Origin of the sequence: Pseudomonas sp., assembly GCF_028293835.1 — a bacterium.
GTDB lineage: Bacteria > Pseudomonadota > Gammaproteobacteria > Pseudomonadales > Pseudomonadaceae > Aquipseudomonas.
The window spans coordinates 17,973-44,063 of the sequence record NZ_JAQGNX010000086.1; the positions used below are offsets into that span (position 1 = coordinate 17,973).

The following is a 26,091-nucleotide window of genomic DNA, read 5'->3' on the forward strand; positions in this document are numbered from 1 at the left end:
CAGGTGCCAATCAACTGGCCAACCAGCCGTCGTCCACCGGCAAAGTGGCGCCGGTGATATGGGTGCCCGAGGCGCTGCACAGGAATACAACCAGGTCCGCCACATGTGCGGCGTCGATAAAGCGTCCGGTGCCCTGCTTGCCCTGCAAGAATTCTCGGGTGGCGGTGTCACGGTCCATTTGCTTTTGCGCCATCAACGCACCAAGCCGGCTTTCAATGTTCGGGGTCAATACCGATCCGGGGCACACCGCGTTGCAAGTGATGCCCTGCCCTTGGGTTTCTACCGCCACCGCGCGGGTGAGGCCGAGCAGTGCGGTTTTGGTGGTCACATAGTCAATGCGGTTGGCGATAGCCCGCGAGCCGTAAGCAGAGGACATATTGAAAATCCTTCCCCAGCCGCGTTCGCGCATCCCCGGAAGCACCAACTGAATAGCGCGGAACGCAGCGGTAAGGTTCACTGCCAAGGCTTGATCCCAGCGCTCGCCGGGAAAATCTTCGATAGCGGAAAAGTGCCGTACCACCGCATTGTTGATAAGGATGTCGATGCTGCCGGTCAAGGTTTGCGCGGCCTCGATCAACCGCTGGGTGCCCCCCGGCTCCGCCAGGTCGGCACGTACGTAGCACACCGAAACGCCGTGCTCGGTTTCCAGCGCCTGGCAGGTGGCAACCATGTCTGCGGGCAACTCAAGTCCGTGCAGCACGACGTGGCAACCCGCCCCTGCCAGGCCGCTTGCCATTGCCAGACCAAGGCCGTCGGACGATCCGGTCACCAACGCTGTTTTGCCCTTCATGCCGCCACCTTCGCAGCACCAATGCGCACCGCGAACCCAGGATCGCCAGCATCGACCGGGGCGAAGCGGTTCATCACGTCGGGATCATGACCGGGAATCACCACCGCGCCAGGACGTTGCAGCCACTCACGAATCTGCTCATAGCCTTGGTACATGGCCGCCAGACTGTCGAGGACGGCAAACGGCCGGTCGCGCTCCAACTCCTCGTAATAGTGAATCGCATCCGAGGCCAAAATCACCGGCCCGTCGGGCATTTCCACCACCACCGCCAACTGGCCCGGTGTGTGCCCGCCCACTTCGTACAGCTCAATGCCTGGAACCAATGTGTTCTGCACGTCGTCGAGCAAGGTGATGCGCCCGGCGTCGGCCAGCCCCTGAATACGTTCAAGGTCCAGCGGATCAATGTGATGCGCGTACTGTGGACGCTTGCCCATAGGCGTGGACCAGAACTCGAATTCGCGGCGTGACATAACGATGTTTGCGTTCGGGTACAAACCAAGGTTTCCGGCGTGATCGTAGTGCGCGTGGGTCAACACCAGCAGTTTCACCTCGGCGGGATCAATGCCCAGCCGCGCCAGGGCATCGGCCGGGGCAACCACGGGCTGACGGCGTCGTTTGATCGCAGCTTCCGGGCTGAAACCGGTGTCGATAACGATGGTCTGTTCAGCGCTGCGAAAGATCCAGAAGAAGTAATCCATGGTGATTTCGGCGTCTGGTTCCTTGTAGGCGCTGAAGTTGTAATAGCACTCACTTTTGCTCGTCTGCCGGGTGCCGTAACGCACAATAATGACCTCGGGATCGGTCCAGTTCGGGCTGACTGCAGTCGCCATTTTGTTGTTCATATTCGACTCCTGGTGAACTACACATAACGTATGAATACGGATATCTAAACGGTAGGAGCCAGGGTGTTGGCGAAGCGATGTTTCGGCTCACGGGCCTCCCACCAACACGTTGGCGCCTACAGGTTTTGTGTTTGCTGCACAGCAGCCTTAGGTAAAGCGGTGTCAGTGGCGATGTCTTCCAGTGAGCGGTTCTTGGTTTCAGGTCCGATCACGCCGACAATCAACGCCTGTAGCAACAGCGTGCCGGCAATCAGCGTCACCACGCCGGTGATGCCGAAACCGGCAAACACGGCGGCAATGGCATACGGCACCAGAATGTTGACCCCGCGACCAATCGCATTGCACAACCCGGCGCCGCGCAAGCGCAGCTCGGTGGGGAACAGTTCCGGGACATAGCTGGCCACGCTGAGTGACGACAACACATAGATGCAGCAGGTGATGGCAAAACCCGAGGCGATAATCGCGGTCTCCGAATGGGCGAACGGGTAGGTCACGCCAAACACGATGCCAATCAGCGAAAACAAGACGATGCCCCATTTGCGGCCGAGCCGTTCAGCCAGGCCGAAGGCGATCAACGAGCCTAGCGGGCCCCCGGCAAACATCAGCGTAGTCAGGCCAAGAGAGTTGGAGACGCTGTGCCCTTCTTTCACCAGGAAGGTCGGAATCCAGCTAACGAACGCGTAGTTCACGGTAAACAACGCCACCAGTACGGTAATGCCGGTCACGGTACGCGCAAGCAACCGCCGCGAGAACAACTCGCGGATACGCGCGGGTGGCAGCTCAGCGTGCAACACGCCTTGTACTGGAACCGTTGGAACGTGCGGATCAACCCCACAACTGGCTTCTATCCGCGCGACAATTGTTTCCGCCTCGACGGTACGCCCCTGGGACGCCAGCCAACGGGGAGATTCCGGCATGGACTTACGCAGAAACCACACCACCAGCGCGCCGACGCCGGCAATCGCGAACATCCAGCGCCAGCCGTACTGCGGAATGATCAGCCAGCCGAGAAAGGTCGCCAGGAACAGCGACGTGTTGATGATCAAGTTGAGGATGGTGCCAAAGCGTCCGCGCCATACCGCCGGGATAAACTCGCTCAAGGTCCCGTAACCCACCACGATCTCTGCGCCCATGCCGATGCCCATGACCAGACGGAAGAAAATCAGCCAATAAATGTTCGGTGAAAGCGCTGCCGCAATCGAGGCGAAACCGTAGATACCCAGATTGAACTGATAGGTGAACCGTCGACCGAAACGGTCCCCCAGCACGCCCGACAACCAGGCGCCGGACATCATGCCAATGAAGGTTACAGAGACGAAGGCGGCGTTCAGCTGCAAGGTCGATTCGTTGTTATGAATCATCGCTGCCAGCACCGCGCCGGCGATGTAAATGTCGAACGAGTCGAAAAACATCCCGGCCGCGATCAGTCCGAGCAGGCGGTAATGGAAGCCTGAAAGGGACAATCTGTCCAGACGCATACCGATGTTGGAGGCAGAATTCATGGGCTTTTTACGCTCTTTTTGTTATGGGTGGTCTTGTTGTTTACGGGTTGCTTCGCGCCTCATTCAGCGCCTGTTCCAATAGCGGCGCCGCCACCAGTGCGCCGTGAATGCCGATAACGCTGACAATTTCCAGCATTTCCATGATTTCTTCGGTGGTAGCGCCGTAGCGCAGCGCATTGCGCATGTGCAACTTGAGGCCCGGCACATACAAATGAGTGGCCGCCGCATCGAACGCGCAGTAGATCAATTCCTTGATTTTTGGCGGCAATACGCCGGTGCGCCACGGCACCGACGAGAACGCCACATAGGCCTCAAACAATTCCGGGTCCAGTTCTAGCAGACCTTCCCACGACCCATGCCAATAGCCCCTGTTTTGCACAAAGCTGTCCTTGAGTGCTTCGCGCCTGGCATCCAGTGGCACCGGCCCATTGCGCAGCCCTTCTTCCTCCAGCACTTCGAGCAACACCGGGACGCCGACGTTAGCGGCATGGATGCCCACCGTGCTGATCAGTTCAAGCACTTCCATGAGTTCTTCACGGGTCGCGCCGTGGCTAATCGCAGCGTGTATATGCTCGGCAATACCCGGCGCGTATAAATGCGTGGCGGCAGCGTCGGCTGCTATAGCAATGAACGATTTGACCTTGTCTTCCAGGTGGTTCTTTTTCCACGGAACGGCAGCAAATCCGGCATACGCTTCGAGAAAGCCTGCATCCAGGCGCAGGACACTGTCCCACGCCGCGCTCCAGGTGCCGCCTGCGTCGATGAACCGTTGTTTGGCGTGTCGCTGGTTTTGCGTAAGCATCGTCGTGCTCTCTTGTTCATGGCCCATGATTGATTAACCCGCAGTTGATCAACCTGCGGCGCGCAAATAATCCCCATCAGCGACCGCTTCCTGCCACACGGTTTTACCCATGGAGGTGGCGAGGTGAACCATGAAGTTTTGCGTATTCGCCCCGTGCCAATGGCGTTCGCCCGGACCGATCCACACCGTGTCGCCTTGGCGAATGACTTCGGGATCGCTGCCTTCGATGCAGATCCAGCCGCTGCCCGCGCTGACGTACAACACTTGGCCGTGTTCATGGAAATGCCAGAACGTGCGCGCACCGGGGGTGAACGAGACGTTATTGATGGTCACACCGTCGGTGGTGGGCATCACAGGATCGGCCCAGACCACGCCGGTGAAGGTTGAGGTGCGTTGCTCGGACACTGCGCCGCTGGCGTTGCCGTGAATAACTTTCATGTTGAGTCTCCCAAACGTTTTTTTGTGCCGTCGTGCAGGCGGACCCCGCCGGACATATCGCCGATGGCATCCACTACCTTGTTGCTGATCTGGTCGCCGTAGCCCAAGGCCACTTGCAAACCGAAGCTGGCCAGGGGGCCGGACGCATTGAGTGACGCGACCCCGAGTTCACGGGCGCGCTCGATATAAAGTACGACGTCTTTGCTCATCAATTTCCCGGTCAAGCCGCCTTCCAGGTAGTCGCCATCGACGATGTGGGGGAAGCGCTTTTGCGTGGCGAAGTTCACCCCGCTGCTGCTGTTCAGAACGTCCAGCAGACGGTGCAGGTCGAGCCCGGCTTTCTTGCCCGCGACCATGACTTCGGCAGTGGCCGCAAGGCTGACCGCGTTCAGGAAGTTGTTGAGCAGCTTGGTGGTGTGCCCGGTGCCGCTGTCGCCCATGTGAAAGACCTTGCTGCTGATCGGTCCGAAGACCCAGTTCAGCCCGTCGATGACGGCGGCATCGCCCCCTACCATCAACGTCAGTGCGCCCTTTTCCGCGGCGGCAGCGCCACCGGAAATTCCCGCGTCGATGTAGTGCACGCCACGTGCGGCAAACAGCCCGCTCAAGCGCATGGTCGAGCTGGCGGCTGCAGTGCTTAAATCGACAATCGTTTGTCCTTCACGGCAGTGCCGCAAAAGCCCATCGGCGCCCTCCACCACCGCCTCGACCACTTTGCTGTCGGGCAGAGATAGCAGAATCACGTTCGAGCTCACTGCTACCTGACCGATCGAGTCGGCCAGCTGAGCGCCCGCCGCACGTGCACGTTCTGGATCGGTGTCGTAACCGAGTACGGTCAGGCCAGAATCAACCAGGCAGCGAGTCATTCGGCCGCCCATATTGCCCAGCCCAATGAAACCTATTGTTTGCGTGTTCACATACTTCTCCTGTTGAGCGGAAATATCTCTGTAGGAGCCAACGTGTTGGCGATAGGCCTATGCGAATGCCTGTTAAATTGCATCGCCAACACCTTGGCTCCTACAGATCAACAATGCGCAACCGCGTCACAACGCAGTCATCGAGGCTCAGAAATCCACGTCTTTGGTTTCCGGCCCCATGTAAGCGCCCAACGTGGCAATGGTGCCGCCAATCAACAGCAGTACCGCGGGGGTGGCGTTGAATGGCATGACCAGGCCGAGGCCGTTCATATAGAAAGCGTAAAAAGACGGAATGATCACCGACAAGCTAAAGCCGACACCGAACCCCGTGGCCCGCACGTCGGTGTGAAACCGCTCGTTAATGTAGGTAACAATCACCCCCCACGGCGCGGTGACGATCACTGACAACACGCACACCAACAGCATGATCAACGGCAGGGAAAGCCCCGGCACATTGCCCAGCACGTACATGATTGCCGCCCCCAGCACCGCGATGGTCGGCCCAAGAATCAGGAAGAAACGTCGCCGGCCGATTTTCTGTCCCAACATGCCCGAGCCGATGTAGCTAAAGAACAACACGCTGTAGGAAATCAACAGCGTGGCGGTAACTTCAAAGCCCGTCAGGTGCAGGGTTTTCACCAACAGACCCGTAGGTAAAAAGATCGTGATGACGTTCTGAGTCAGCCAGAAACCGGTCATCATCAGCAGCACTTGCAGCAGGTTGCGTCCACTCTTGCCCCGTACCAGGTCAGATAACGGCAGCTTGTCTTTGGGCTTGCTGGTGGCTTCCACTTCCCAGATCTCGGACTCAGACACTGCGAACACGTAGTACAGCGCGAGCATTCCGGCCAGGATCGCACCGATCACGAACGGGATGCGCCAGCCCCATTGCACATAAGGCGAATCAGCACCGCTGAGCGGGTACAGCGTGAACATCAGCATCGCCACCAGATTGATGCTGACGTAGGCCAATGGAAACCCGGCAATAATGAAACCCCCGACGAAACCACGCTGATGCTTTTTCGAATACTCAATGGCCAGCGGCATGGCGCCGGTATAACCGCCGCCGAGAAAAATACCGTCGATGAACCTTAGCAATACCAACAACAGGTACGAGGAGACACCGATGCTTTCGTACCCCGGCAACAGCGCAATCAGCAGCGTGACCACACCAAAACCGGACACCGAATAAATCGATGCCATCCTGCGCCCGGTGCGGTCAGCAATCATGCCGAACAGCAGCGCACCGATAGGCCGCCCGAGCAGTGTGGTGATAAATACCAGTGAAGCGAGGATCGCTTCCATGCCCACCGACAGGTTCTTGGGCTGAAAGAAAAACAGAACCGGCGCTAAAACCACCACGGGCAGGTAGATATCGAACATGTCGATGTACTCGGAGAAGAACGCGCCCTTGATCGCGTTCCTTCTCTTCTTCTCGACCGACTGCTCCGATTCCACCGGCCGGGCTTGTGCATAGGTAGCCATGGCGTTTCCTTATAATTATTGTTGAAGCGTTAAGCGGCGTGTGTTGTGTCGCGTGAATCCGGGCGTAGCGGGTCAGGACTTGGCCGTCTCCGCTTCATGGGCCTTGATGACCTCCGATGCGACACGAAACGCGGCCAGTCCCAACGGTACGCCGCAGTACACCGAGGCCTGCATCAGCACCGCGCGGATCTCGTCCTTGGACACACCATTGGTGAGCGCACCTTTCACATGAACCGACAGTTCGTGGTGCTGACTCATGGCGGTCAGCAGCGCCAGATTGATAATGCTGCGGGTCTTGAACGGCAGCGTTTCGTCACCCCAGATTTCACCCCAGCAGTACTCGGTGACGAGCTTTTGCATGGGTCTGTTGAAGTCGTCGGCGGCCGCCCACGACTTCTCCACATGGGCTTCGCCCAACACTTCTTTGCGGTTATCAAAACCCTTGGCGAAGCGCTTGTTATCATCCATTGTTTTTCTCCAGCACGTTATTTCGTAGGATCGAGTTATTGTCATACAGCTTATTTCGACAAATTTTTTGGTGCGGACTGACCGCACCAACAGGTGTTCCCAGGCGTTTAGACGCTGGCGTAGCCGACCATGGATTTGACTTCCAAATATTCACGCAGCCCGTACTCACCCCATTCACGACCGTTGCCTGACTGCTTATAGCCGCCAAACGGTGCAGCGAAATCCGCCGCCGGGTAGTTCAGGTGAACACTGCCCGCCTGCAGCGCGCGTCCGACTTTCCGTGCACGTTCCACATCGGCAGATTGCACGTATGCGGCCAGGCCGTAGTCGGTGCCATTGGCGATCTGAATCGCCTCGGCTTCGCTGTCGTAGGCAATCATCGACAGCACCGGTCCGAAGATTTCTTCTTGAGCGATGGTCATGGCTGCGGTTACCCCGGCGAACACCGTGGGCTTGATGTAGTAGCCGCGCTCGATGCCTTCGGGCAAACCCGGTCCACCGGTCACCAACTGCGCACCTTCATCGATGCCAGTCTGGATCAGGCGCTGCACCCGGGTGAACTGCGCTTGATTGACCACCGGGCCGAGTTGTGTCGATTCAGCGGAGGTCGGGCCAAGGCTGAAGGATTGTGCAGCGCGTTTGGCGATTTGAATGGCCTCTGCCATCAGTGCGCGAGGAATCAGCATTCGCGTTGGAATCGAGCACGACTGGCCGCTGTTGGTGAAACAGGCTGCAACGCCCCGGGTCACTGCGTCTTGAAGATTGACGTCGTCGAGCAGGATGTTGGCGGACTTGCCACCTAATTCCTGAGCCACGCGCTTGACCGTGTCCGCGGCCGCCTTCGCCACTAGAACGCCCGCCCGGGTTGAGCCGGTAAACGACAGCATGTCGATGCCTGGGTGTGCCGCCATCGCTGCGCCAACCGTTGGACCCTCGCCATTGACCAGATTGAAGACGCCCGGTGGAACACCCGCCTCGTCCAGTACCTCGGCGAATAACAACGCGCTGAGCGGCGAATACTCACTGGGCTTGAGAACCATGGTACAACCCGCCGCCAACGCCGGGGCAATCTTGACCACGATCTGATTGATGGGCCAGTTCCAGGGCGTGATCAAGCCACAGACGCCCACCGGTTCGAAGCGCAACAAGGTGCTGCCTTGAAGCTGTTCGAACTGAAAGCGCTCAAGCACTTCGATCATCTGATTGAGGTGCAACGTGCCGCGAGGCACTTGGCCGCGGCGTGAAAAGGTAATCGGCGCGCCCATTTCAACGCGCATGGCTTCGGCGAACTCTTCTTCTCGACGGCCATAGATAGCGACGATTCGGCGCAGCAAAGCGATACGCTCAGCCGCGCTGCTCTCGGCATAGTCGACAAATGCTGCACGAGCAGCCGCCACGGCGTGGTCAACGTCAAGGCTATTGCCCAACGCCAAGCGGTCGACAACAGCTTCGGTGGCGGGGTCGATCACATCAAACCATGTCGGCGCTGCGGGTTTTACCCAATGGCCGTTGATATAAAAACTGTCTGCACGAGACATTGGATAGGGCTCCGTTACTGATACATGGACGGCCGATTGACTTACGGGCAGCGGTCACTCGCTGTCGTTGTTGGCCAGCAGTCGGTACATTTCAGTGTGGTCGGTGGTGGGCGTCGATTGTTTCGAGACCTCGTCCCAGAGCGCGATGGCAGGATTGCCCAGATGCAGGGGGTAGTCCACGGCGTCGGCCAAGCCTCGGGCGATTTTCAAATCCTTGTTCATCAGTTGCATTGAAAAACCGGAGGCGAACGAGCCGCTGAGCATGAACTGTTTGGCCTTGTTTTCTGAGGTATTGCTACGCCCGCTGGACGCGTTGAGCACGTCCACCATCACCTCGGGCTCAATACCAAAGCGTTTGGCCACGTGCAATGCTTCAACGGTAGCCATCAGCCCGGCCGCCGAGACGTAGTTGTTCAAGGCTTTGGCCGCGTGACCCGAACCGGCGGTGCCGATGTGCAGAATGTTTTTGCCCATGGCGTCCAGCAGGCTGCGGCAGCGCTCCATGACGGCCAACTCGCCGCCCACCAGTATCGCCAGGGTGCCATCGACTGCGCGTTTAACTCCGCCAGAAACGGGCGCGTCCAGGTAGTCAAGGCCCAGTGCTTTAAGTTTCAGACCCAACTCACGGGAGCGCGCCGGCTCCGAAGAACTCATGTCGATCACGATGGCACCACGCGGCAGTACCGCTGCCCAGCCCTGGCTACCTTCACTGCCAAGCAGCACGCTTTCGACGATGGCTGAGTTGGGCAACATGGTGATAAGAACATCAAGGGATTTTGCATTATCGGTATCAAGGCGCGTGGCACCGAGGCTGGTGGCGATTTCAGACAATCGCCCGGCGTCTGCGTCAGCCAAAAACAATGCATGACCGGCCTTGGAAAGGCACGTGGTCATCGGCAGCCCCATCATCCCAAGCCCGATGAAGCCGATCCGTTGCGGTTGAGTCATTTCAATGCCCTATTGTTTTTTTATCGAGTGTCGCCAGCCGAAATGAACAACACTAAAGCTGTCCCGTGGCAGACCGGCAGTTGGACTAAAACTATACGACTGTCATACAATCCGTCAATAGGCTAATTTAGCTCGCCTCTTTGGCGGGCAACCACCCGAGGGTTTCAAATGATTATCGAACTGCGGATTTACCATTGCGCACCGGGTCGCCTCCCGGCGTTGCACGAGCGCTTTACCAAGACCACATTGGAATTTTTCAAAAAATACGGAATCGAGCAATTGGGTTTCTGGACCACGCTGGCCGGCCCGACCAATCAGTCGCTGACTTACATGGTGAAATGGGCGAGCCTTGCCGAACGCGAGACCAAATGGAACGCTTTCCAGTCGGACCCTGAATGGATTGCCAAGCGTGCCGAAAGCGAAGTTCAGGCAATCATCGTTGAACGCATCGAGAACCAATTCCTGACGCCAACGGCTTATTCAGCATTGCGTTAGGAACCTGCCAGTAGGTCAGCCGCCCTGCTTTCTGTAAAAGGAGCAGGCTTGCTCGCAATCAACTGCACAGCAGTGGAAACCCGTCGATTCCGTTTCTTTCTGTCAGATGGGTTCTGCATTTGGGACCGCTTCGCGGTCCATTGCGAGCAAGCCCGCGCCGACATTTTGGTTTTTTAGCCGTCAATGACGTCAGGCGTTGTTTAACCGGCAATGAAGCGCATCAAACCTTTTCCGCACCAGCGGTCTGTGCCAACAATTCCAAAACGTTTTTCGAGGCATTTTCCACATGGCGCAACGCTGCGGCACACGCGCCCGGTTCATCGCGCAGTTGAATCTGCCGAACGATTTCCTTCAACTCAGCGAGCGTATGCACCATGCGCCCTTCGCGGCCAAGAGACAGCGCACGCAACAGACTCACGCGGTTGTTCAACTGTTCCAACATGCCGCCAACGATGGCGCTCTGCTCGATATCCAGCAGCACGTGGTAGAAGCGCTGCTTGATATCCAGCAAGGCCGTACCGTCACGCTGAGCGGTATGTGACTGCTGAACGAACTCGTCGAAGACTGCCGCCAGCTCCGTGACGTCTTCATCACTGGCATAGCGAACGAAATTGCGCACCGCCAGGACCTCCAGGGAACCGCGCACGTCGTAAATCTGAATCGCATCCTTGGCATCTACCGACGCCACATAAGCGCCGCGATGCGGGACTTGCTCCACCAGACCCTCCGCTTCCAACTGGCGCAAGGCCTCGCGCAACGACGTGCGGCTGACATCCAGCGCGGTATAAAGCTGCTGCTCTACAAGGCGTTCGCCTGGCTTGAAGCGACCGGAGATAATTTCATTGCGCAAGGCATCCTGCACCTGATGGCGTAATGAAGAGGCCTGGCGTTGAACTTTCATCGTACTTTCCCGAAACGTATGTGATGCCGCAATGGGTATGATTGTATGACGCACGACGGCAAAAAGACTACGGAAGAACTCGTTTCAGTTCGTCAAATATCCCAGCCGATACTTCCTACAGCACTCCCAGAGACGTCTGAGCGAGGAAACCTGTACGGTAATCGGTGTCGCTAAAACCTGGGTCGCTCGTTACCTGGCCGGGTCGATTCGCAGGGCAAACACCAATGGATTCTGGAGAAGCAGAGTCATGAGCAGCATAAGCCGCCCCCATACCGAGAAGCGTCACAGCACCAGATCCAGACACGGAAGCAGCCCCAACCACAGCATTTTGACCGCCAATTGCGGAGTTGATAAGTTGAAAAATCGAACCCATTCATACGGAACGGCGCTACCCGATATCAGGGAACGCTTGATGCGTATTGAAACAAAAATCGAGGGCATGGAAAGCAACATATCTACCAAAACCGATCTGGCAGAACTCAAGTTGTCCACCAAAACTGATCTGACAGAACTCAGGATGTCCACCAAAACTGATCTGGCAGAACTCAAGGTTTCGATCACCGAAGGCTTCAACAGCCAGACCAAATGGTTCATTGGTACAGCGATGGTTTTAGCGAGCGTCGCTTTCGCTGCGGCTCGCCTGATTCAATAAGCGTAGCCCGTTACATCAGTTCACAACGCCCGAATAACAATGTCCGTCATTACCCAGGCAGTTGGAGCCGAGGCGATCTTTCCCTTTTCACATTTGTGCTGCCTCCTTAGAGGTGTAACCTACGCCCGGTTGCCGTTTGGCTCGACGTTAATGTGCATAAGGGAAAATAAGATGGACGCATTAGACTTGAATGAAGCCGCACTGGCGAAATACATCACCACTAACCCTGGCCTGCTAGACGAGATTAAAGACCTCAGCCCAGAGGAGCAGAAACAGCAGATTCAATGGGCTTTTGAAGACGAAGCAGAAGACCAGGGCATCGAGCCCTGGGAGCTGACATTGCAGTTTGTCGCGGAGTCGCCTGAACAATTGAAAGCCATGCGTCTAGAAACCCACACCTCGGCTGCCGAAGCGTTGGGAATGGATTGGGACGAATACCGTGAATTGAACGACATTCAAGACTGAGTGATTGCTCGGCCGTTGATTGTGTTCAAACCCTGACTCATCAGTCAGTCATAGCGCTTTACCTCGACGTCGCGGGTAGTTAACGTTTGCCGACATAAACACAAGGAATCGCGTGATGAGTGAGTTGATTTCGTACAGTCTGGAAGACGGTATCGCTACCCTGACCTTGGGTAACGGCAAGGTCAATGCTATCTCCCCGGATGTGATTACGGCGTTTAACGCTGCGCTGGACCAGGCTGAGCAAGACAAGGCCGTAGTGATCATAACCGGCCAGCCGGGAATTTTATCCGGCGGCTATGACCTCAAAGTGATGATGACCGGCCCCGTCAATGCGATCAATCTAGTGACGGCTGGTTCAACGTTAACGCGACGCTTGTTGTCCCATCCATTTCCAGTGGTCATCGCTTGCCCCGGGCATGCGGTGGCCAAAGGCGCGTTCCTGTTGCTGTCCGTGGATTACCGCATCGGTGTGGACGGTCCGTTCAGCATTGGTTTGAATGAAGTACAAATTGGCATGACCATGCACCACGCCGGGATCGAACTGGCCCGTGACCGTTTAAGCAAGGCGGCCTTTCACCGGTCAGTGATCAACGGTGAAATGTTCAGCCCCGCAGGCGCCGTGGAAGCGGGCTTCCTCGACAAAGTGGTAAGCGCCGAGGACCTGCCAGGCACCGCCCATGCTGCGGCCGTGCAGTTGAAAAAGATCAATATGATCGCCCACAGAAACACCAAGCTGAAAGTGCGTAAAGGGCTGCTGGACCTCCTCGACGAGGCCATCGCGCTTGATCAACAACAGTCTGTGGTCGTGTAGATTTCTCGTTTAAATCAGCCCGGCGCCTGCCGGGCTTTTATTGCCTGTGAACTCGCTCTACTTTGCTGACTCTGAACCTTCGGAGCACGGTAAGCTAAGCGCTTCGTGCAATCCCGGTACAGCGTGCCATCAACAAGAAGAAGCGATACCACTATGGGCCGAGTCGTTGCTGCAGCCGTTTATAGCGCCGGAAAAAAAGTGACCGACATATCCCTCGACGAAGGTGCCGAGTGGGCGGCAAAGCCGGGACATTTCGTCTGGATCGGTTTGGAGCAGCCAGACGCTCAGGAACTGGCTACTTTGCAGCGACAGTTTCATTTGCATGAACTGGCCATCGAAGACGCCCTCGAAAAACACAGCCGACCCAAGCTCGAAACCTTCGGCGATGCGCTGTTTATCGTCACCTATTCGCCCATTCGCGAAAACGGCAAGCTTGAGTTCATCGAGACGCATATTTTCGCCGGCAACGGCTATGTGATCACGTCGCGCAATGGCCATTCGAAATCCTACCGCGCGGTGCGTCAGCGCTGCGAGGCACGGCCATTGTTGCTGGAGCACGGGGAAGATTTCGTGCTGTACGCGCTCTTGGATTTTGTCGCCGAGTGCTATCAACCTGTGACCGAAGCGATTCATGCGGAGCTGGATGAATTGGAAGGCGGCGTATTGGGCGGTGTATTGAATGAAGCCGATATCCTCAGTATTCATAGCCTGCGACGGGATGTGTTGCGCTTGCGCCGCTACGTGGCGCCCATGGTCGAGATTGGTGAAGAACTGCAGAAACTGAATTTTCCATTCATCGACAAAAACATGCGCCCCTATTTTCGCGACGTGGCAATCCACGTGACCCGGCAAATGGAAGACCTGGCCAACCTGCGTGACCTGGCCAGCCAAACCATCGAAATCGGGCAATTGCTGGAATCGTCGCGGCAAAGCATCGTGCAACGCAAATTCGCGGCCTGGGCAGCCATACTGGCGTTTCCGACGGCCATCGCTGGCATTTACGGGATGAACTTCCAAAACATGCCAGAACTGAGCTGGCATTACGGTTACTACACGGTACTCGGGGCTATTGTTGCGGGCTGCACGGCGTTATATGTCAGCTTCAAACGGTCGGGCTGGTTGTAGCACGCGGTCCCACTGCATTTCCGTATAGGAGGTTCCGCCACGTCTCCGACGCCGCGCTGTCGCGCAGCAAACACAAAACCTATAGATCATCTTTTACGTCAATAAGTTATGCGTTCAACGTGTTGGCGATATCGCCTGCCTCGCCAACAAGTTGGCTGCTACAAAGTGCGTTCGTCAGACAACTGCACCTTCTGGTGTGTGTGCCACAAACCGCATCATCCATTCAGCCACGGTCAAGCCCTGATGATCGAGTTCCAGGCTGGCGATGCCTTTGCTGTAAATAATCTCACCCAAGGCTTGCTGGCGGATATCCAGCAAAACACGGGAGTAGTCATGGATAAATTCCGGATGGCCCTGGAAGCACAACACCTGATGGTTGATGTGGTACGCAGCAAACGGGCAAAACTCACTGGAGGCGATCACCGTGGCGTTGTCCGGAAGCACTGTCACCTGGTCCTGATGGCTTATCAACAAGGTAAGGTCATCGATGGCCGGACTCATCCACGGGGTGGCCGGTGCCAATGTATAACGATGGGTACCGACTCCCCAGCCTTGTGTCGCTCGCTCGGTTTTACCGCCCAAAAGCAGCGCCAGTAATTGATGGCCGAAACAGATCCCCAGCAGTTTGTCGCCGCGCTCAAAACGCTGTAACAGGAAGGTCTTCAGGGTTTGGATCCATGGATCGTTGCCAAACGAATCGGCCTTGCTGCCAGTTACCAGATAAGCGTCGAACTGCTCGCCATCGGCCGGGTAAACCCCGTGCATGACGTTGTAAATGGTGAACTGCGCAGCAATCGGTTGACGGGAAAACAACCGCTCGAACATCTGCCCATATCCCTGAAATTGATCGACCAGTTCTGGACGCAGGACGTCGGTTTCCAAAATGCAGATGCGTAACGACATAAAAATACCCGAACGGTGAAGGCCAAATGTGTGCTCAAGCCTGCCTTGGATGACTGCTCCAGGGCAAGACCCTATCGCTATCGACTCAGTACTATTGCTTAAACGCTTCATTCTCGTCTTTGGTAAGTTGCCCGGGTCACTCGGACGAACGGTAGCCAACTAACAACCTGCACCGAGAAGCGGCTGAACGTGTCTAGCAAGGGCGATTATTAGAGGATGGCAATGAGCCTCATAGCTTTTCAGAAAAGAAAACCCCTAAATCAGGCGAATTGGATCTAAGCCAAGTGTGACGCGGGCTCTAAGGTTAACTCTATAACAGGCAAACGCTAAAAAAAGAAAAGTGCGTTTGAGTCGCCGGGATTTCGGCACACCTGTTCTGCAATGCCCCCTTTGCCAGCTGCCCGGTTAACGACGTGCTCAATAATCGGCGAGCTTCGGTCGCTCAGGAATAACAACAAAAGGCATCAGCCATGTTCAAACATTCAAAAATTCGTCAGGCGGGACTTATCGTCGTCGTTACCACTCTGGTGTTGATCTTGCCGAACATGACCCGTTTGTTCGGCTAATCGTTCTGCTACGCCATCTTGGGGTTTCGTCCAATCCGGGAATAGCGGGCCTGTACCCATCTTTTAAAAATAAAAGCGGGCTGACGGTTATCTGCTGGGTCGGGAATGAGGGATGGAACCGGAACGCTTCACACTTCATGCCGAAGCGGCGCGCCTACGCGCACCGCAATCTGCTGTTATCAACTTTGCTCTTGAACCTGCGTAGCGCGGATCGGCGAGACCGATACCTTGGCGTGCATTTGCTCGCAGCCGCCACCTCGGCGCATGCCACGTACCGGACAGGCGTCCAGGTAATCCAGGCCTACGGCCAGCTTCAAGTGACGCTCAGGTCGTGCCAGTTGATTGGTCACATCAAAGCTGTACCAAGCGTCGTCAATCCAGGCTTCTGCCCATGCGTGGCTGGCCAAGTGCTCGCTGTCTTCGCTGTATAAATACCCCGACACATAACGGGCCGGCACACCCAGGCTGCGGGCACAGGCGAGAAACGCGTGGGTATGGTCCTGGCAAACCCCTGCCTTACCGGCGAAAGCCTGGGCCGCGCTGGTATCGACTTCGGTGGACCCCGGCGTATAGGTCATGTACTGATTCAGGCCATGCATTAGGTCAATCAGCGCGGTCCGGTCTTTGCGCTTCTGGCACTGCAGGGACGCGAACGCGCGAATCGCTTCGTCAGGTTCGGTCAAACGGGTAAAGCGCAAGAATGGCAACGCAGACTGGCTTTCGTGCTCGGACTCGGTTTTTTCATCAATTTCGACCTGACCACGAGCGCCAATGATGATCGCCTCATGGGGTTCGTCGAGGGTCAGCACGTGAAGAATATTGCCGAATGGATCAATTTGCGCGCGCACCGGACGCGGCAACGTCAGTTGCCAACTGAGCACGTGCTGGCGTTCGCTGTCGTGGGGCGTCAGTCGCAGGTACTGGATACTGGCACGCACCTGATCCTCATAGTGATAGGTGGTTTCGTGGCTAATTGAGAGTCTCATGCAGCCTCCAGGTACGAAGTGTGGATAGCGTCACCCAATTGGGCTACTAACGGAATGAATTCGTTCAACCACTCATGCAAGCCTTCACCGAGGATTTCGTCGATGCCGGTATAACGCAGGCGCGCATCCAGTTGAGCGGCCAGGCGTTGTGCTGGACGACCATTGGACCCGGGCAGACTAGCGAGGGCGTCATCGATCTCTTCCAGACACGCGCGTAACGAGCGTGGAATGTCGGCACGCAACAGCAATAATTCGGCAACGTGGCGCGCACCGGGCGCGTCCCGATACAACTCGGTATACGCTTCAAACGACGACAGAGCGCGCAACAACGCACTCCATTGGTAATAACCGCGAGCCGAAGTGTCTTCAACTACCACTGAGGTGTCTTTACCGCGCAATTCGAGCATCTCGTAGCGTGCGTCCAGCAGGCGCAAGGTGTTGTCGGCACGCTCGATGAATGTCCCCAAGCGGATAAAACGGAACGCGTCGTGACGCATGATCGTCCCGTAGGTTGCACCGCGAAACAGGTGCGAACGCTCTTTGACCCACTCGCAAAAACGGCTCATGCCGTAACGGCTCAAGCCTTGTTCGGCGATGCCGCGAATTTCCAGCCAAGTGGAGTTAATGTTTTCCCACATGTCTGCGGTGATCCGCCCACGTACCGCATGGGCACTGGCCCGCGCAGCGCCCAGGCAGCTGTAAATGCTCGCAGGATTGCTCGCGTCCAACGCAAAGAAATGCAGCAAACGCTCGGCGTGCAACTCGCCATGGCGTTCGACGTAATCGTCCAGCGTCCCGGTAATCAACAGCGGCATAGCCAATTCGTGCAGGCCGTCGCCATGCCCGTCCTGGGGCATCAGCGACAGCGAATAACTGACGTCGAGCATCCGAGCGAGGTTTTCTGCTCGCTCCAGATAACGCGACATCCAATACAAATCCGAGGCAGTTCTACTTAGCATTGGCAGGCTTCCTTAATCCTCAACCACCCAAGTGTCCTTGGTTCCACCGCCCTGGGACGAGTTCACGACGAGGGAGCCTTCACGCAGCGCTACTCGAGTGAGGCCGCCGGGAACAACCCGGGTTTCACGGCCAGAAAGAACATATGGGCGCAAGTCGATGTGACGCGGGGCGATGCCGTTCTCGACAAATGTCGGACAGGTCGACAGGCATAAAGTGGGTTGTGCGATGTATGCGTGAGGTTTTGCCTTGAGCCGAGCCCGAAACGACTCGATTTCTGCTGCTGTGGCGGCCGGGCCAACCAACATCCCGTAACCGCCCGATCCCTGGGTTTCCTTGACCACCAACTCCGGCAAATGCGCCAGCACGTGGGACAACTCTTCCGGTTTGCGGCATTGCCAGGTGGGGACGTTTTGCAGAATAGGCTCCTCGTCCAAATAGAAACGAATCATGTCCGTGACGTACGGGTAGATGGATTTGTCATCCGCTACACCGGTGCCGACGGCATTCGCCAACACCACGTTACCGGAGCGATACGCCGACAACAGGCCGGGCACACCAAGCATCGAGTCAGGGTTGAATGCCAACGGATCGAGGAACGCATCGTCAAGCCGGCGATAAATCACATCAACAGCCTTCGGGCCATCGGTGGTGCGCATGAACACGCGATCGTCACGCACGAACAGGTCAGCACCTTCCACCAACTCGACGCCCATTTCCCGAGCGAGAAAGGCATGTTCGAAAAAGGCACTGTTGAACCGACCCGGCGTCAGTACCACGACGCTCGGATTATCAATCGGGCTGGAACTTTTCAGGGTATCGAGGAGCAAATTCGGGTAATGATCGATAGGCGCGATACGTTGCGCGGCGAACAATTCCGGGAACAGGCGCATCATCATTTTGCGGTCTTCGAGCATATAGCTCACGCCGCTCGGTGTACGCAGATTGTCTTCAAGTACGTAATACGTGCCGTCACCATCACGCACCAGGTCGACGCCGGAAACATGTGAATAGATGTCACGGTGAAGGTTCAGGCCCTGCATTGCCAACTGATACTGCTCATTGGCCAACACCTGTTCGGCGGGAATAATCCCGGCCTTGATGATTCTCTGATCGTGATACAGGTCAGCAAGAAACATGTTCAGTGCCTTGACCCGTTGGATGCAACCGCGTTCGACAATCCGCCATTCGCTGGCTGGAATACTGCGGGGAATGGTATCGAAAGGAATCAGCCGCTCGGTGCCCTGCTCATCCCCGTACAATGTAAAGGTGATCCCGGCGCGATGAAATAACAGATCGGCTTCACGCCTGCGTTGCGCCAGTAATTCGGGCGGCGTCTCACCCAACCAACGGGCGAACTCCCGATAATGCGGACGGACCAGGCCGCCTGCATCGTACATCTCATCATAAAAGGTGCGGATCATGCCGTACTCCTTGTCACCACGGACATCAAAGGCCTTCGCAAGGCCCGTGCCATCGGCATAAACGCTTAACTATCAAGCAGTTAAATAAACCCTTCACACCTTCCGCACCATTCCTGTGCAGTAACCGCCCCATGAAAAACTCCGGCGCTTCATTCGGATGCGCCTTACAACAAAAATATCTATCAACAGCATAGTCAGAGATGATTTCACGGGGGAGGTTTGTTTACGGATACTCAGCGACATCAAGCGAACATCCGGCTAAAGCCCGTTCGCCAGCATCATTTTTTACCGGATTGTGTCTCGAACTCTCATCGTCATTCCCTTTGAGCCACTTTAATGAGTGGCTTTTTTTTGTCTGGAATTCGTGAACCACGGGCGGTGCATGGAAGCCAAAACCGGCTGACGCGCTGTCAGCCGGACAAGGTTGAAACAAAATGTCAGTGATGCAAAAGGTTAATGAAGACCTTTGATGACCTGAGTGACACCCCAACCCTCGACCTCGCCGTCCAGCGGCGTGATCATTGTCTGGAAGTCCTGTTCGAAGTCACCGATACCGCCATACGTGGCGTACATCAATTTGCTTAATTGAAGGTGCCAGGCCCCGTCATCCCGGGCGCTGACCTGTGCGTTCAATGATTCTCCACGAAACTGCCCTGCAGCCTGCCGTGCCCGTTCCTCATCTGGAAAGACGGCATAAAACTCGATGGGATGGATGCTGGCGAAATCGAACCCGCCCTCTTTCATGCGGCGCAGTACGTTACTGCTAATGTCCTCTTGATAGGCTGTGCTCATGAAACGTCCTCCTATGCAACGATAGATAGAGTTTCAACTTTCCCGATACGACCCACTGAACAGGGGCCGCTTGCCGGCAGATAATCTGCCGCCAGGGAATCAAGCATGTAGCTGACAAGGCCAAGTCTATGCAGCCAGACCGGGCATCGACATGGAGAGGCCAGAGCAATGCTGCGCTGGCCTCAATTTCAGAGTAGTCCTATCGACTGCGTATGCCAATGGCAAAACTGTCATTGGCGTGTGAGTGTTCAGGATGCCTCGGTAACAGAGAGGATTTGCACACTGTGCATGGCTTTCAGAGACTTTACGGTCGGCTCGGGCGCCCGACCGTCGAGGTCGTTCAAATCGAGCTTGTCGGCTACGGGGTACAACACCTCACGCAGGTAATCGGCGGCATCTTCATTGCTCGGACGATGTTCGCGCTCGAACGCTAGACTCTGCTTCACACCGTCTTTATCGACATACGCAATAGTCCACTGTTTCATCGATGTCTCCTCAGCGGAGCCGAAAGGCGGCTCACTCCAATCTGGACCCCGAGCGTTCCTCATTCGTTCCGCCTGGGGATCGACCTGTAGGAGGCGGATTTACACTCGGTCAATCGTGAGAAGGCGGGACGTCTCTGCACAAGCGTCGACCAGGAATCCAACGTCGTCCAATCGATGCCTTTTTCCAGTTCAAATCGACAGACAGGCCCGCGTATTGATATCTGCGTCTGGATGGCCTGCTCAGCGTCGGCAGTATGTCCCCACGGAACCGCGTCCAAGTCCCGCAGTAGACCCGCCAATATGCCCTGATCAAGGTGATCGCCGAATCGAGCGACCAGGAAATGTTTAGCGCGACGAAATCGACTTCCGGTGCCAATCAGTTGTGCAGCCAAGGGGGATGCGCCCAAGCCCGACACTGCAATTTCGGGGGCATGCCGCACGATCATGCCCGGCATTCCCGATAGCGTTGACAATCCCGCCGCCACGACTTGCCGGAGGTCATCCGCCAGGTCCGAGCGTTTGAACAGGCAGGCGGCGATCAGATCATCCCCAACATTGAAGACGCCCCGCCCGGCGAGGCCCGAAAGCGCCTCTCTTGGCCACTTGGCTGCCAGGAAAAGGCAGGCCTGCCGGAGCGACTCATAGCGCCCTGACCACAGCCTATCGTCCTTGGGCCCCTCGTTCAGCCAGTGCACGTACCCGTCAATCAAGCCCCGACTATAATCGAACCCTCTGCGAAGACAACGCAATAGCAGACCACGAATGAGCCGGCTCTGCGCTATCGCGGCGATCGTCGACGACATCGGCATGGCGTGCAAGGCGACGTACTGCGACGCGTCCTCGATCACTGCCCGGTGCCGTACCAGCGTGGCGAGCATTGCCTTCCATTCCGGTCCGTCGAAACGCTCAGAGAAGCCATCGACGGCTTCGTTGGCGACATACGAGAAATCGTAAGAGCCGTCGAATAGCCAACGCGTGGCGATCACAAAGTGCCTGAGATCCTCGTAATCCCAGGGGTCTGATTCTTGCGCGTTGAGGCGAATGAATAACGTCCAGGTACCCAGCACTTGCTCGCGCCGGATCGTCAGTGCAGGAAACATCCAAGTACGGAATCGATCCAGAAATACCTCAAACGCCAGGATTCGAGCAATTTCGCCCCCGGGGCAATCAGGCGGCTCCGTCCATTCTACTGACACCTGCTGCGGCGTGAACACGTAGCTCGCCTTGTGCGTTCCCATAGGAATCTGGATCTCAAGCAACGCTCGTTCGAAACGCAGAACTTTTGTCGAGCGGCTGCTAAACGTTGAGCAGAAGTGTTCAAGCGCTTGTACGCGTCTTGGTAGCCGCAACGTATCAAGCCTCAGCCCCGCCAAGGAATATTGGTGAAGGAGATTGTGTAGAACGTGCGGATTTTCATACCGCTGCAGCGTCCCGCAGGAAACCACAATGGCATCAAACTCGAACCGCCAGTTGCGGTCCTGTATCTCGAACGACTCTGGGATCGCCTCATCAGTCCACTGACGCAACCAGACGTGAAAGCGCTGAAGCACTGTAGCATCGCGTTCAGACAGCGATCCCATGCTCAGAAATTTGATCCACCCTTGCATCACTCTGAGGTAGCGGTGGTAGCTGCTAGCGTCACCCTCCTCCACCGCGCGCCCTAGCAGCCCTTTCAACGATGCGTCGTATGTTTCAACTAGCGATCCTTTAATCTGCTCGGCCACGCTAGCCAGACCTGCCCCACTCAGCGCGACCCGGAGCGCCAGATAGGCATCGTTAAGCTGCTGAGGAGCCAGCGTCGTCGCGTCGCCACCCAATACAATGCCTCTAAACGACGCTACTGATTGCCGGTATGCATCCACTGGATCAAGGACGGAGGGATTATTGAGAGCCTGCCGCATAAGCAGGACCGCACTTACGATCGGCAATTCCAATGAACGGATGGATACAATCGCCTCGACAAACAAGCCGCGTTCAAGATCGTGCGCCAATGCGTCGAGGTAGGAGACGGTGTCTTCCAGCATATAAACTGGCAGTCGCGCACATTCAGTCGTGACGAAGGCCACGCTTTCAAGAACCAACACGGCGTTGTCACGCCGAAGCGCCGTCAGTTGCACGGCGGCCGAATCGAGCAAGCGGCGCAAGGTTTGCGGCGGTACCCAAGACGTCGCCGCTTCACAGTCGAGCAGTGCCATGACGATTCGAAGGTCACCACTCGCGGCCAACGTGCGTGTCACGGAAGACAGCGCCAAAAGCTTGGGTAGCTCGTGCTGCGGCTCGACCTGTGACACCTGAACGGCACGTTTGTAGTGCCTCGAGAATTCGCTGAGTGAGCAGCCTTCTTCAGCATACCCTGCATTCTGTGATCGCCAGACTGCCGCGAGCAGAGAGGGTGACTCCACTACGCCGTCGGCACGCTGCATCCACCTTGCCGGCATTGGCTGTTCGGTGCATGCGAGCAGCCGGTCTTTAACTTCGCGCGCGATCGGCAGACGACGCAACTGGGAAAGGACCTCGACGCAGTCTTGCGCCAGCTCACCACCAGGTACCAGCACCTCATCGGCAAAGACAAGAGCGCAGTCGTCGGGCAACACCAACTCTCGGCGAATCTCACTCTGAACGGATCGCAGCATCGACGAGTCGCCGAGAATACAGGTGGCGCGGTCAAATACAACGCTGTCTGCTCCGGCTGGCACGCGTCGAGTATCCATCCTGACGCAGGTGATTTTCTGCTGGCGGAACATGATACCCGCATGTTCCTCCGCACTGCCTTCGTCCACTATTACCACCGCGACGTCGGTCTGCTCCTGTGCGTTGAGCGCAAGATACTGGCGCCAAGCGCTCATGAGATTCGGTGCCACTAATGCGCGGCCCGAGGATTGCGCGCCCAGCAACACCAAGCCGGCTTCCACTGCACAGTAGCGCCCGAGCAACGCTTCGCGGCATACATCGGTCAGCACCCTCTGGTCGCGAAAGGCATCGTCCGCATATGCCGGCCGCACCTGAAGCAGATGCAGCCGTCGCACCGTCGTCGCACGCAGATGGCGTCCGCGCCAAAGCCTCAGGTCTGAGCATGCTGGACGCAACACTAAGGAAGTCGCCAGGGAGCCGGTATTCTGAGCGCTGGCGAAGCCGAAGCCGATCGTATGCGCGACATTCATCAACTGGCGGTTTCTCGGCATGACGGTAGTGACGGACACGAAGCCAAGTGTCGTGTCGAGGCCCCATTCGCAATCAATAGCGGAGAAATCAAACGTCTGCATAAGCTCGTCGCATACCGCTTCCATGCGATTAAGAACTTCCGTTTCCAGATAGGGCGAATGATCGTAATCGACATCATCGCAGACATCGATCTTCAGCAGCGGCTGCACAAAGCATGGGATGGCCCCGGCATGATCGTAATGCCCCGAAAGTGCAAGCTGGCGTCGTGCATGCTCAGTCGAACCACTCATGGCGACTGCGGCAATGCATTGCGTCAGCGCTTGTGGGTCGGAACAGATCAGGCTCTCATAGCCACCGGCATTGATGTTATCCGCCAGATCCTCGTTGCCTGCACTGCGCACGATCCAGGGCGCCGGACCACAGACATCTTCCACGCTTCGCGTCAGTTGAGGAAATGCCTTTTGCAAAGCGGCTGCGTAGATCGATAACGCGTCATCCATCTGTAAAATGCCGCCCGCCATTGTGGTGGGCAATGGGGCGATCGGAAAGACGGGCAGGACTAAATTACTTAACGATTCGATCTTGCGAATATGCAGGAGCCGATCCACCTTGGGTCCATAAAACTGTTTTTTGTTTGTAGTCATGGCTTAGCACGCAAGGTTGGATAAACAGGATGCTGCAGCATGGAGGCAGGCCAACACATGGATATCAACCTCGCCACTGTCGGTGCAGCCGCGCGCCCAATGGGCGCGTACTTTCATCAGGGGCATTCTAAGAATCCACCACTTTGGTGAGCCCACAACTTGGCGTAAAGACCTCCTTGCGCGAGCAGCGTCGCATGGTCGCCTTGTTCGATAACACGCCCCTCATCAAGCACTATCAAACGGTCCATCGCGGCGATGGTAGACAGCCGGTGAGCGATCGCGATAACTGTCTTGCCTTCCATTAATCGGTAAAGGCTTAGCTGAATTAAGACTTCTACTTCGGAATCAAGTGCACTGGTCGCTTCGTCAAGCAGAAGTATCGGTGCGTCCTTCAAAATCCCGCGCGCAATGGCAATACGCTGACGTTGGCCTCCCGAAAGTTTGACGCCGCGCTCGCCCACATGGGCCTCGTAACCGCAGCGTTTACTTGAATCACTAAGATGTTGGATAAAGGTGTGCGCCTCTGCGCACCGGGCAGCTGCTTCGATCTGCGCTGGCGTTGCATCGGGTTTACCGTACGAAATGTTGTCGGCTACCGACCGGTTTAAAAGCGAGATGTCCTGCGTAACGATGCCGATTTGGCTGCGCAACGAATCTTGCGTAGCGTGTGCAATATTCTGCCCGTCGATCAGGATGCGACCGCTTTTAAGATCGTGGAAGCGCAGCAATAGGTTAAATAGAGTCGACTTACCAGCCCCTGATCGGCCGATCAGGCCAATTTTTTCACCAGGTCTGATCGTGAGGTTCAGATCGTCGATCACACGTCGGCCGTCTTCGGCGTAGCGGAAGTTCACTTGCTCAAAGCATATCTCGCCACTCGTTGCCGCAAGCGTGACGGCGTCAGGTATATCGAGAACGGCAGGTGGACTAGTTAGCATCTTCATGCCGTCCCGCACTGTGCCGACGCTCTCAAACAGGCTGGAAATTTCCCACATTAGCCATTGCGACATACCCAGCAGTCGCAACGCCATAGCGGTGCCAGCGGCAACGGCTCCGACTCCTACTGCACCTTGCGACCACAGCCACAACGCTGTACCCGTCATGCCAATAGTGAGCCCGATACTCAGGAGATGATTGACAATCTCAAAGGCGCTCACCAGCCGCATTTCGCCATAGCCAGCGAGCATGAATTCGCGCATCGTTTCGCGAGCGAACCCTGCCTCGCGCTGCGTGTGCGAAAACAGTTTGACAGTGGCTATGTTGGTATAGGTATCTGTGAGGCGTCCCGTTAACAGTGCACGCGCTTCAGCCTGCTCTTTTCCTAACTTGCTGAGGCGAGGCACGAAATAGAACAACGCGGCGACATAGAGTACGAGCCAAATCAAGAAAGGCCATACCAGTTGGGCATCGAGCAAGCCAACCATGATGATCATGGTCGTCAGGTATACGCTCATAGCGACTATGACATCGGCCAACACGAAAATGGTTTCGCGCACGGCAACCGAGGTTTGCATCACCTTGGCCGTGATACGCCCCGCGAACTCATCCTGATAGAAGGCTATACTCTGTCCCAGCATCAGCTTGTGGAAATTCCACCGCAGCCGCATTGGCAAGTTGACCGCGAGTATCTGATGCTTTACTACGGTCTGCAGCGAGACTACTGCGATGCTGGCCACCATCACGGCGACAAGCCATAGCAATGTTTCGCTGCGCTCGGCCCACAAGCGCGACGGCACTTGGATGCTGAGCCAGTCGACGATGCGTCCGAGCATGGCAATCAGCAGCGTATCAAACACCGCCATTATCATTGTAAGTGCCGCCATAGCGGCGATCTTACCGCGTACGCCCTGCGAGCAAGCCCAAAGAAAGGCGAAGAATCCCCTAGGCGCTAGTGGCTCGGTGGCAGGGAACGGGTAGAGCAATTTCTCAAAGAAGCCGAGCAAAATAAAGCCTCACTGACAGTTTTCGACTGGCGCCAAACGCCCTACCGAAT

24 protein-coding genes are annotated in these 26,091 nt (G+C 56.6%); 5 read left to right on the forward strand and 19 right to left on the reverse strand.

All coding sequences use genetic code 11. The annotated features are described in order from the left end of the window. Positions 1-10 precede the first annotated feature (10 nt). The 10 genes from JWR17_RS10750 to JWR17_RS10795 form a co-directional block, all read right to left on the reverse strand. Positions 11-790: an SDR family NAD(P)-dependent oxidoreductase gene (locus JWR17_RS10750; RefSeq protein ID WP_299830985.1), complete on the reverse strand. Its 780-nt coding sequence runs from the start codon at positions 788-790 to the stop codon at positions 11-13. Continuing rightward, positions 787-1,632, reverse strand: coding sequence for an N-acyl homoserine lactonase family protein (locus JWR17_RS10755; protein ID WP_299830987.1), 846 nt, complete (start codon positions 1,630-1,632; stop codon positions 787-789). Before JWR17_RS10755 ends, JWR17_RS10750 begins: the two co-directional genes overlap by 4 nt. A 116-nt stretch (positions 1,633-1,748) precedes the next feature. Next, on the reverse strand, positions 1,749-3,134 hold the full coding sequence (locus tag JWR17_RS10760) for an MFS transporter (protein WP_299830989.1): 1,386 nt from the start codon (positions 3,132-3,134) through the stop codon (positions 1,749-1,751). Between the two features lie 40 nt (positions 3,135-3,174). Beyond that, positions 3,175-3,936 (reverse strand): carboxymuconolactone decarboxylase family protein, encoded by a 762-nt coding sequence (locus JWR17_RS10765; protein ID WP_299830991.1) that lies wholly within the window; start codon positions 3,934-3,936, stop codon positions 3,175-3,177. Between the two features lie 48 nt (positions 3,937-3,984). Further along, positions 3,985-4,374, reverse strand: a complete 390-nt coding sequence (locus JWR17_RS10770; RefSeq protein WP_299830993.1) for a cupin domain-containing protein — start codon at positions 4,372-4,374, stop codon at positions 3,985-3,987. Then, positions 4,371-5,315 (reverse strand): NAD(P)-dependent oxidoreductase, encoded by a 945-nt coding sequence (locus JWR17_RS10775; protein ID WP_299831264.1) that lies wholly within the window; start codon positions 5,313-5,315, stop codon positions 4,371-4,373. The genes JWR17_RS10770 and JWR17_RS10775 overlap by 4 nt, the downstream gene beginning before the upstream one ends. Positions 5,316-5,438: 123 nt before the next feature. Beyond that, positions 5,439-6,776, reverse strand: a complete 1,338-nt coding sequence (locus JWR17_RS10780) for an MFS transporter (protein ID WP_299830995.1) — start codon at positions 6,774-6,776, stop codon at positions 5,439-5,441. A 72-nt stretch (positions 6,777-6,848) separates the two neighbouring features. Next, a complete protein-coding gene (locus JWR17_RS10785) occupies positions 6,849-7,244 on the reverse strand; it encodes a carboxymuconolactone decarboxylase family protein (protein WP_299830997.1) in 396 nt (131 codons plus the stop codon). 107 nt (positions 7,245-7,351) lie between these two features. Further along, complete coding sequence (locus JWR17_RS10790; RefSeq protein WP_299830999.1) at positions 7,352-8,782, reverse strand: aldehyde dehydrogenase family protein; 1,431 nt, start codon at positions 8,780-8,782, stop codon at positions 7,352-7,354. Between the two features lie 54 nt (positions 8,783-8,836). Further along, entirely contained in the window at positions 8,837-9,730 is an 894-nt protein-coding gene (locus tag JWR17_RS10795) for an NAD(P)-dependent oxidoreductase (protein ID WP_299831001.1), read from the reverse strand. A gap of 168 nt (positions 9,731-9,898) precedes the next feature. On the opposite strand from JWR17_RS10795, the gene JWR17_RS10800 reads away from it, so the two are divergent. Beyond that, positions 9,899-10,225 carry an NIPSNAP family protein gene (locus tag JWR17_RS10800; protein WP_299831003.1) on the forward strand — a complete coding sequence of 109 codons (327 nt, stop codon included), beginning with the start codon at positions 9,899-9,901 and terminating at the stop codon, positions 10,223-10,225. Between the two features lie 220 nt (positions 10,226-10,445). Here JWR17_RS10800 and JWR17_RS10805 read toward each other — a convergent pair whose 3' ends face one another. Next, positions 10,446-11,126: a GntR family transcriptional regulator gene (locus tag JWR17_RS10805; protein ID WP_299831005.1), complete on the reverse strand. Its 681-nt coding sequence runs from the start codon at positions 11,124-11,126 to the stop codon at positions 10,446-10,448. Between the two features lie 247 nt (positions 11,127-11,373). Here JWR17_RS10805 and JWR17_RS10810 point away from each other — a divergent pair, with 247 nt between their 5' ends. The 4 genes from JWR17_RS10810 (at position 11,374) to JWR17_RS10825 (ending at position 14,179) form a co-directional block, all read left to right on the forward strand. Next, positions 11,374-11,778: a hypothetical protein gene (locus tag JWR17_RS10810; RefSeq protein WP_299831007.1), complete on the forward strand. Its 405-nt coding sequence runs from the start codon at positions 11,374-11,376 to the stop codon at positions 11,776-11,778. Positions 11,779-11,949: 171 nt separating this feature from the next. After that, entirely contained in the window at positions 11,950-12,243 is a 294-nt protein-coding gene (locus JWR17_RS10815) for a DUF6388 family protein (protein ID WP_299831009.1), read from the forward strand. A gap of 115 nt (positions 12,244-12,358) precedes the next feature. Beyond that, complete coding sequence (locus tag JWR17_RS10820) at positions 12,359-13,054, forward strand: crotonase/enoyl-CoA hydratase family protein (RefSeq protein ID WP_299831011.1); 696 nt, start codon at positions 12,359-12,361, stop codon at positions 13,052-13,054. A 153-nt stretch (positions 13,055-13,207) separates the two neighbouring features. After that, positions 13,208-14,179 (forward strand): magnesium and cobalt transport protein CorA, encoded by a 972-nt coding sequence (locus JWR17_RS10825; protein ID WP_299831013.1) that lies wholly within the window; start codon positions 13,208-13,210, stop codon positions 14,177-14,179. 174 nt (positions 14,180-14,353) lie between these two features. On the opposite strand, the gene JWR17_RS10830 is transcribed toward JWR17_RS10825, so the two are convergent. From JWR17_RS10830 to JWR17_RS10865, 8 genes are all read right to left on the reverse strand, one after another. Further along, a complete protein-coding gene (locus JWR17_RS10830; protein WP_299831016.1) occupies positions 14,354-15,082 on the reverse strand; it encodes an amidotransferase in 729 nt (242 codons plus the stop codon). Between the two features lie 745 nt (positions 15,083-15,827). After that, positions 15,828-16,634 (reverse strand): transglutaminase family protein, encoded by an 807-nt coding sequence (locus JWR17_RS10835; protein ID WP_299831018.1) that lies wholly within the window; start codon positions 16,632-16,634, stop codon positions 15,828-15,830. Then, positions 16,631-17,593 carry an alpha-E domain-containing protein gene (locus tag JWR17_RS10840; RefSeq protein WP_299831020.1) on the reverse strand — a complete coding sequence of 321 codons (963 nt, stop codon included), beginning with the start codon at positions 17,591-17,593 and terminating at the stop codon, positions 16,631-16,633. Before JWR17_RS10840 ends, JWR17_RS10835 begins: the two co-directional genes overlap by 4 nt. A 12-nt stretch (positions 17,594-17,605) precedes the next feature. Next, a complete protein-coding gene (locus JWR17_RS10845; RefSeq protein WP_299831022.1) occupies positions 17,606-19,015 on the reverse strand; it encodes a circularly permuted type 2 ATP-grasp protein in 1,410 nt (469 codons plus the stop codon). 453 nt (positions 19,016-19,468) lie between these two features. Then, entirely contained in the window at positions 19,469-19,807 is a 339-nt protein-coding gene (locus JWR17_RS10850; protein ID WP_297834700.1) for a ribonuclease E inhibitor RraB, read from the reverse strand. 248 nt (positions 19,808-20,055) lie between these two features. Then, the gene (locus JWR17_RS10855; protein ID WP_299831024.1) at positions 20,056-20,292 is read right to left on the reverse strand and encodes a hypothetical protein; all 237 of its coding nucleotides are present in this window, start codon (positions 20,290-20,292) and stop codon (positions 20,056-20,058) included. Between the two features lie 59 nt (positions 20,293-20,351). Then, entirely contained in the window at positions 20,352-24,098 is a 3,747-nt protein-coding gene (locus JWR17_RS10860; protein WP_299831026.1) for a hypothetical protein, read from the reverse strand. A gap of 116 nt (positions 24,099-24,214) precedes the next feature. Then, on the reverse strand, positions 24,215-26,041 hold the full coding sequence (locus JWR17_RS10865) for an ABC transporter ATP-binding protein (protein WP_299831028.1): 1,827 nt from the start codon (positions 26,039-26,041) through the stop codon (positions 24,215-24,217). Between the last annotated feature and the right edge of the window lie 50 nt (positions 26,042-26,091).

Coding starts and splice junctions, on each gene's coding strand:
- JWR17_RS10750 (WP_299830985.1), bottom strand. CDS start 790: ATGAAGGGCAAAACAGCGTTGGTGACCGGATCGTCCGACGGCCTTGGT.
- JWR17_RS10755 (WP_299830987.1), bottom strand. CDS start 1,632: ATGAACAACAAAATGGCGACTGCAGTCAGCCCGAACTGGACCGATCCC.
- JWR17_RS10760 (WP_299830989.1), bottom strand. CDS start 3,134: ATGAATTCTGCCTCCAACATCGGTATGCGTCTGGACAGATTGTCCCTT.
- JWR17_RS10765 (WP_299830991.1), bottom strand. CDS start 3,936: ATGCTTACGCAAAACCAGCGACACGCCAAACAACGGTTCATCGACGCA.
- JWR17_RS10770 (WP_299830993.1), bottom strand. CDS start 4,374: ATGAAAGTTATTCACGGCAACGCCAGCGGCGCAGTGTCCGAGCAACGC.
- JWR17_RS10780 (WP_299830995.1), bottom strand. CDS start 6,776: ATGGCTACCTATGCACAAGCCCGGCCGGTGGAATCGGAGCAGTCGGTC.
- JWR17_RS10785 (WP_299830997.1), bottom strand. CDS start 7,244: ATGGATGATAACAAGCGCTTCGCCAAGGGTTTTGATAACCGCAAAGAA.
- JWR17_RS10790 (WP_299830999.1), bottom strand. CDS start 8,782: ATGTCTCGTGCAGACAGTTTTTATATCAACGGCCATTGGGTAAAACCC.
- JWR17_RS10795 (WP_299831001.1), bottom strand. CDS start 9,730: ATGACTCAACCGCAACGGATCGGCTTCATCGGGCTTGGGATGATGGGG.
- JWR17_RS10800 (WP_299831003.1), top strand. CDS start 9,899: ATGATTATCGAACTGCGGATTTACCATTGCGCACCGGGTCGCCTCCCG.
- JWR17_RS10805 (WP_299831005.1), bottom strand. CDS start 11,126: ATGAAAGTTCAACGCCAGGCCTCTTCATTACGCCATCAGGTGCAGGAT.
- JWR17_RS10810 (WP_299831007.1), top strand. CDS start 11,374: ATGAGCAGCATAAGCCGCCCCCATACCGAGAAGCGTCACAGCACCAGA.
- JWR17_RS10815 (WP_299831009.1), top strand. CDS start 11,950: ATGGACGCATTAGACTTGAATGAAGCCGCACTGGCGAAATACATCACC.
- JWR17_RS10820 (WP_299831011.1), top strand. CDS start 12,359: ATGAGTGAGTTGATTTCGTACAGTCTGGAAGACGGTATCGCTACCCTG.
- JWR17_RS10825 (WP_299831013.1), top strand. CDS start 13,208: ATGGGCCGAGTCGTTGCTGCAGCCGTTTATAGCGCCGGAAAAAAAGTG.
- JWR17_RS10830 (WP_299831016.1), bottom strand. CDS start 15,082: ATGTCGTTACGCATCTGCATTTTGGAAACCGACGTCCTGCGTCCAGAA.
- JWR17_RS10835 (WP_299831018.1), bottom strand. CDS start 16,634: ATGAGACTCTCAATTAGCCACGAAACCACCTATCACTATGAGGATCAG.
- JWR17_RS10840 (WP_299831020.1), bottom strand. CDS start 17,593: ATGCTAAGTAGAACTGCCTCGGATTTGTATTGGATGTCGCGTTATCTG.
- JWR17_RS10845 (WP_299831022.1), bottom strand. CDS start 19,015: ATGATCCGCACCTTTTATGATGAGATGTACGATGCAGGCGGCCTGGTC.
- JWR17_RS10850 (WP_297834700.1), bottom strand. CDS start 19,807: ATGAGCACAGCCTATCAAGAGGACATTAGCAGTAACGTACTGCGCCGC.
- JWR17_RS10855 (WP_299831024.1), bottom strand. CDS start 20,292: ATGAAACAGTGGACTATTGCGTATGTCGATAAAGACGGTGTGAAGCAG.
- JWR17_RS10860 (WP_299831026.1), bottom strand. CDS start 24,098: ATGACTACAAACAAAAAACAGTTTTATGGACCCAAGGTGGATCGGCTC.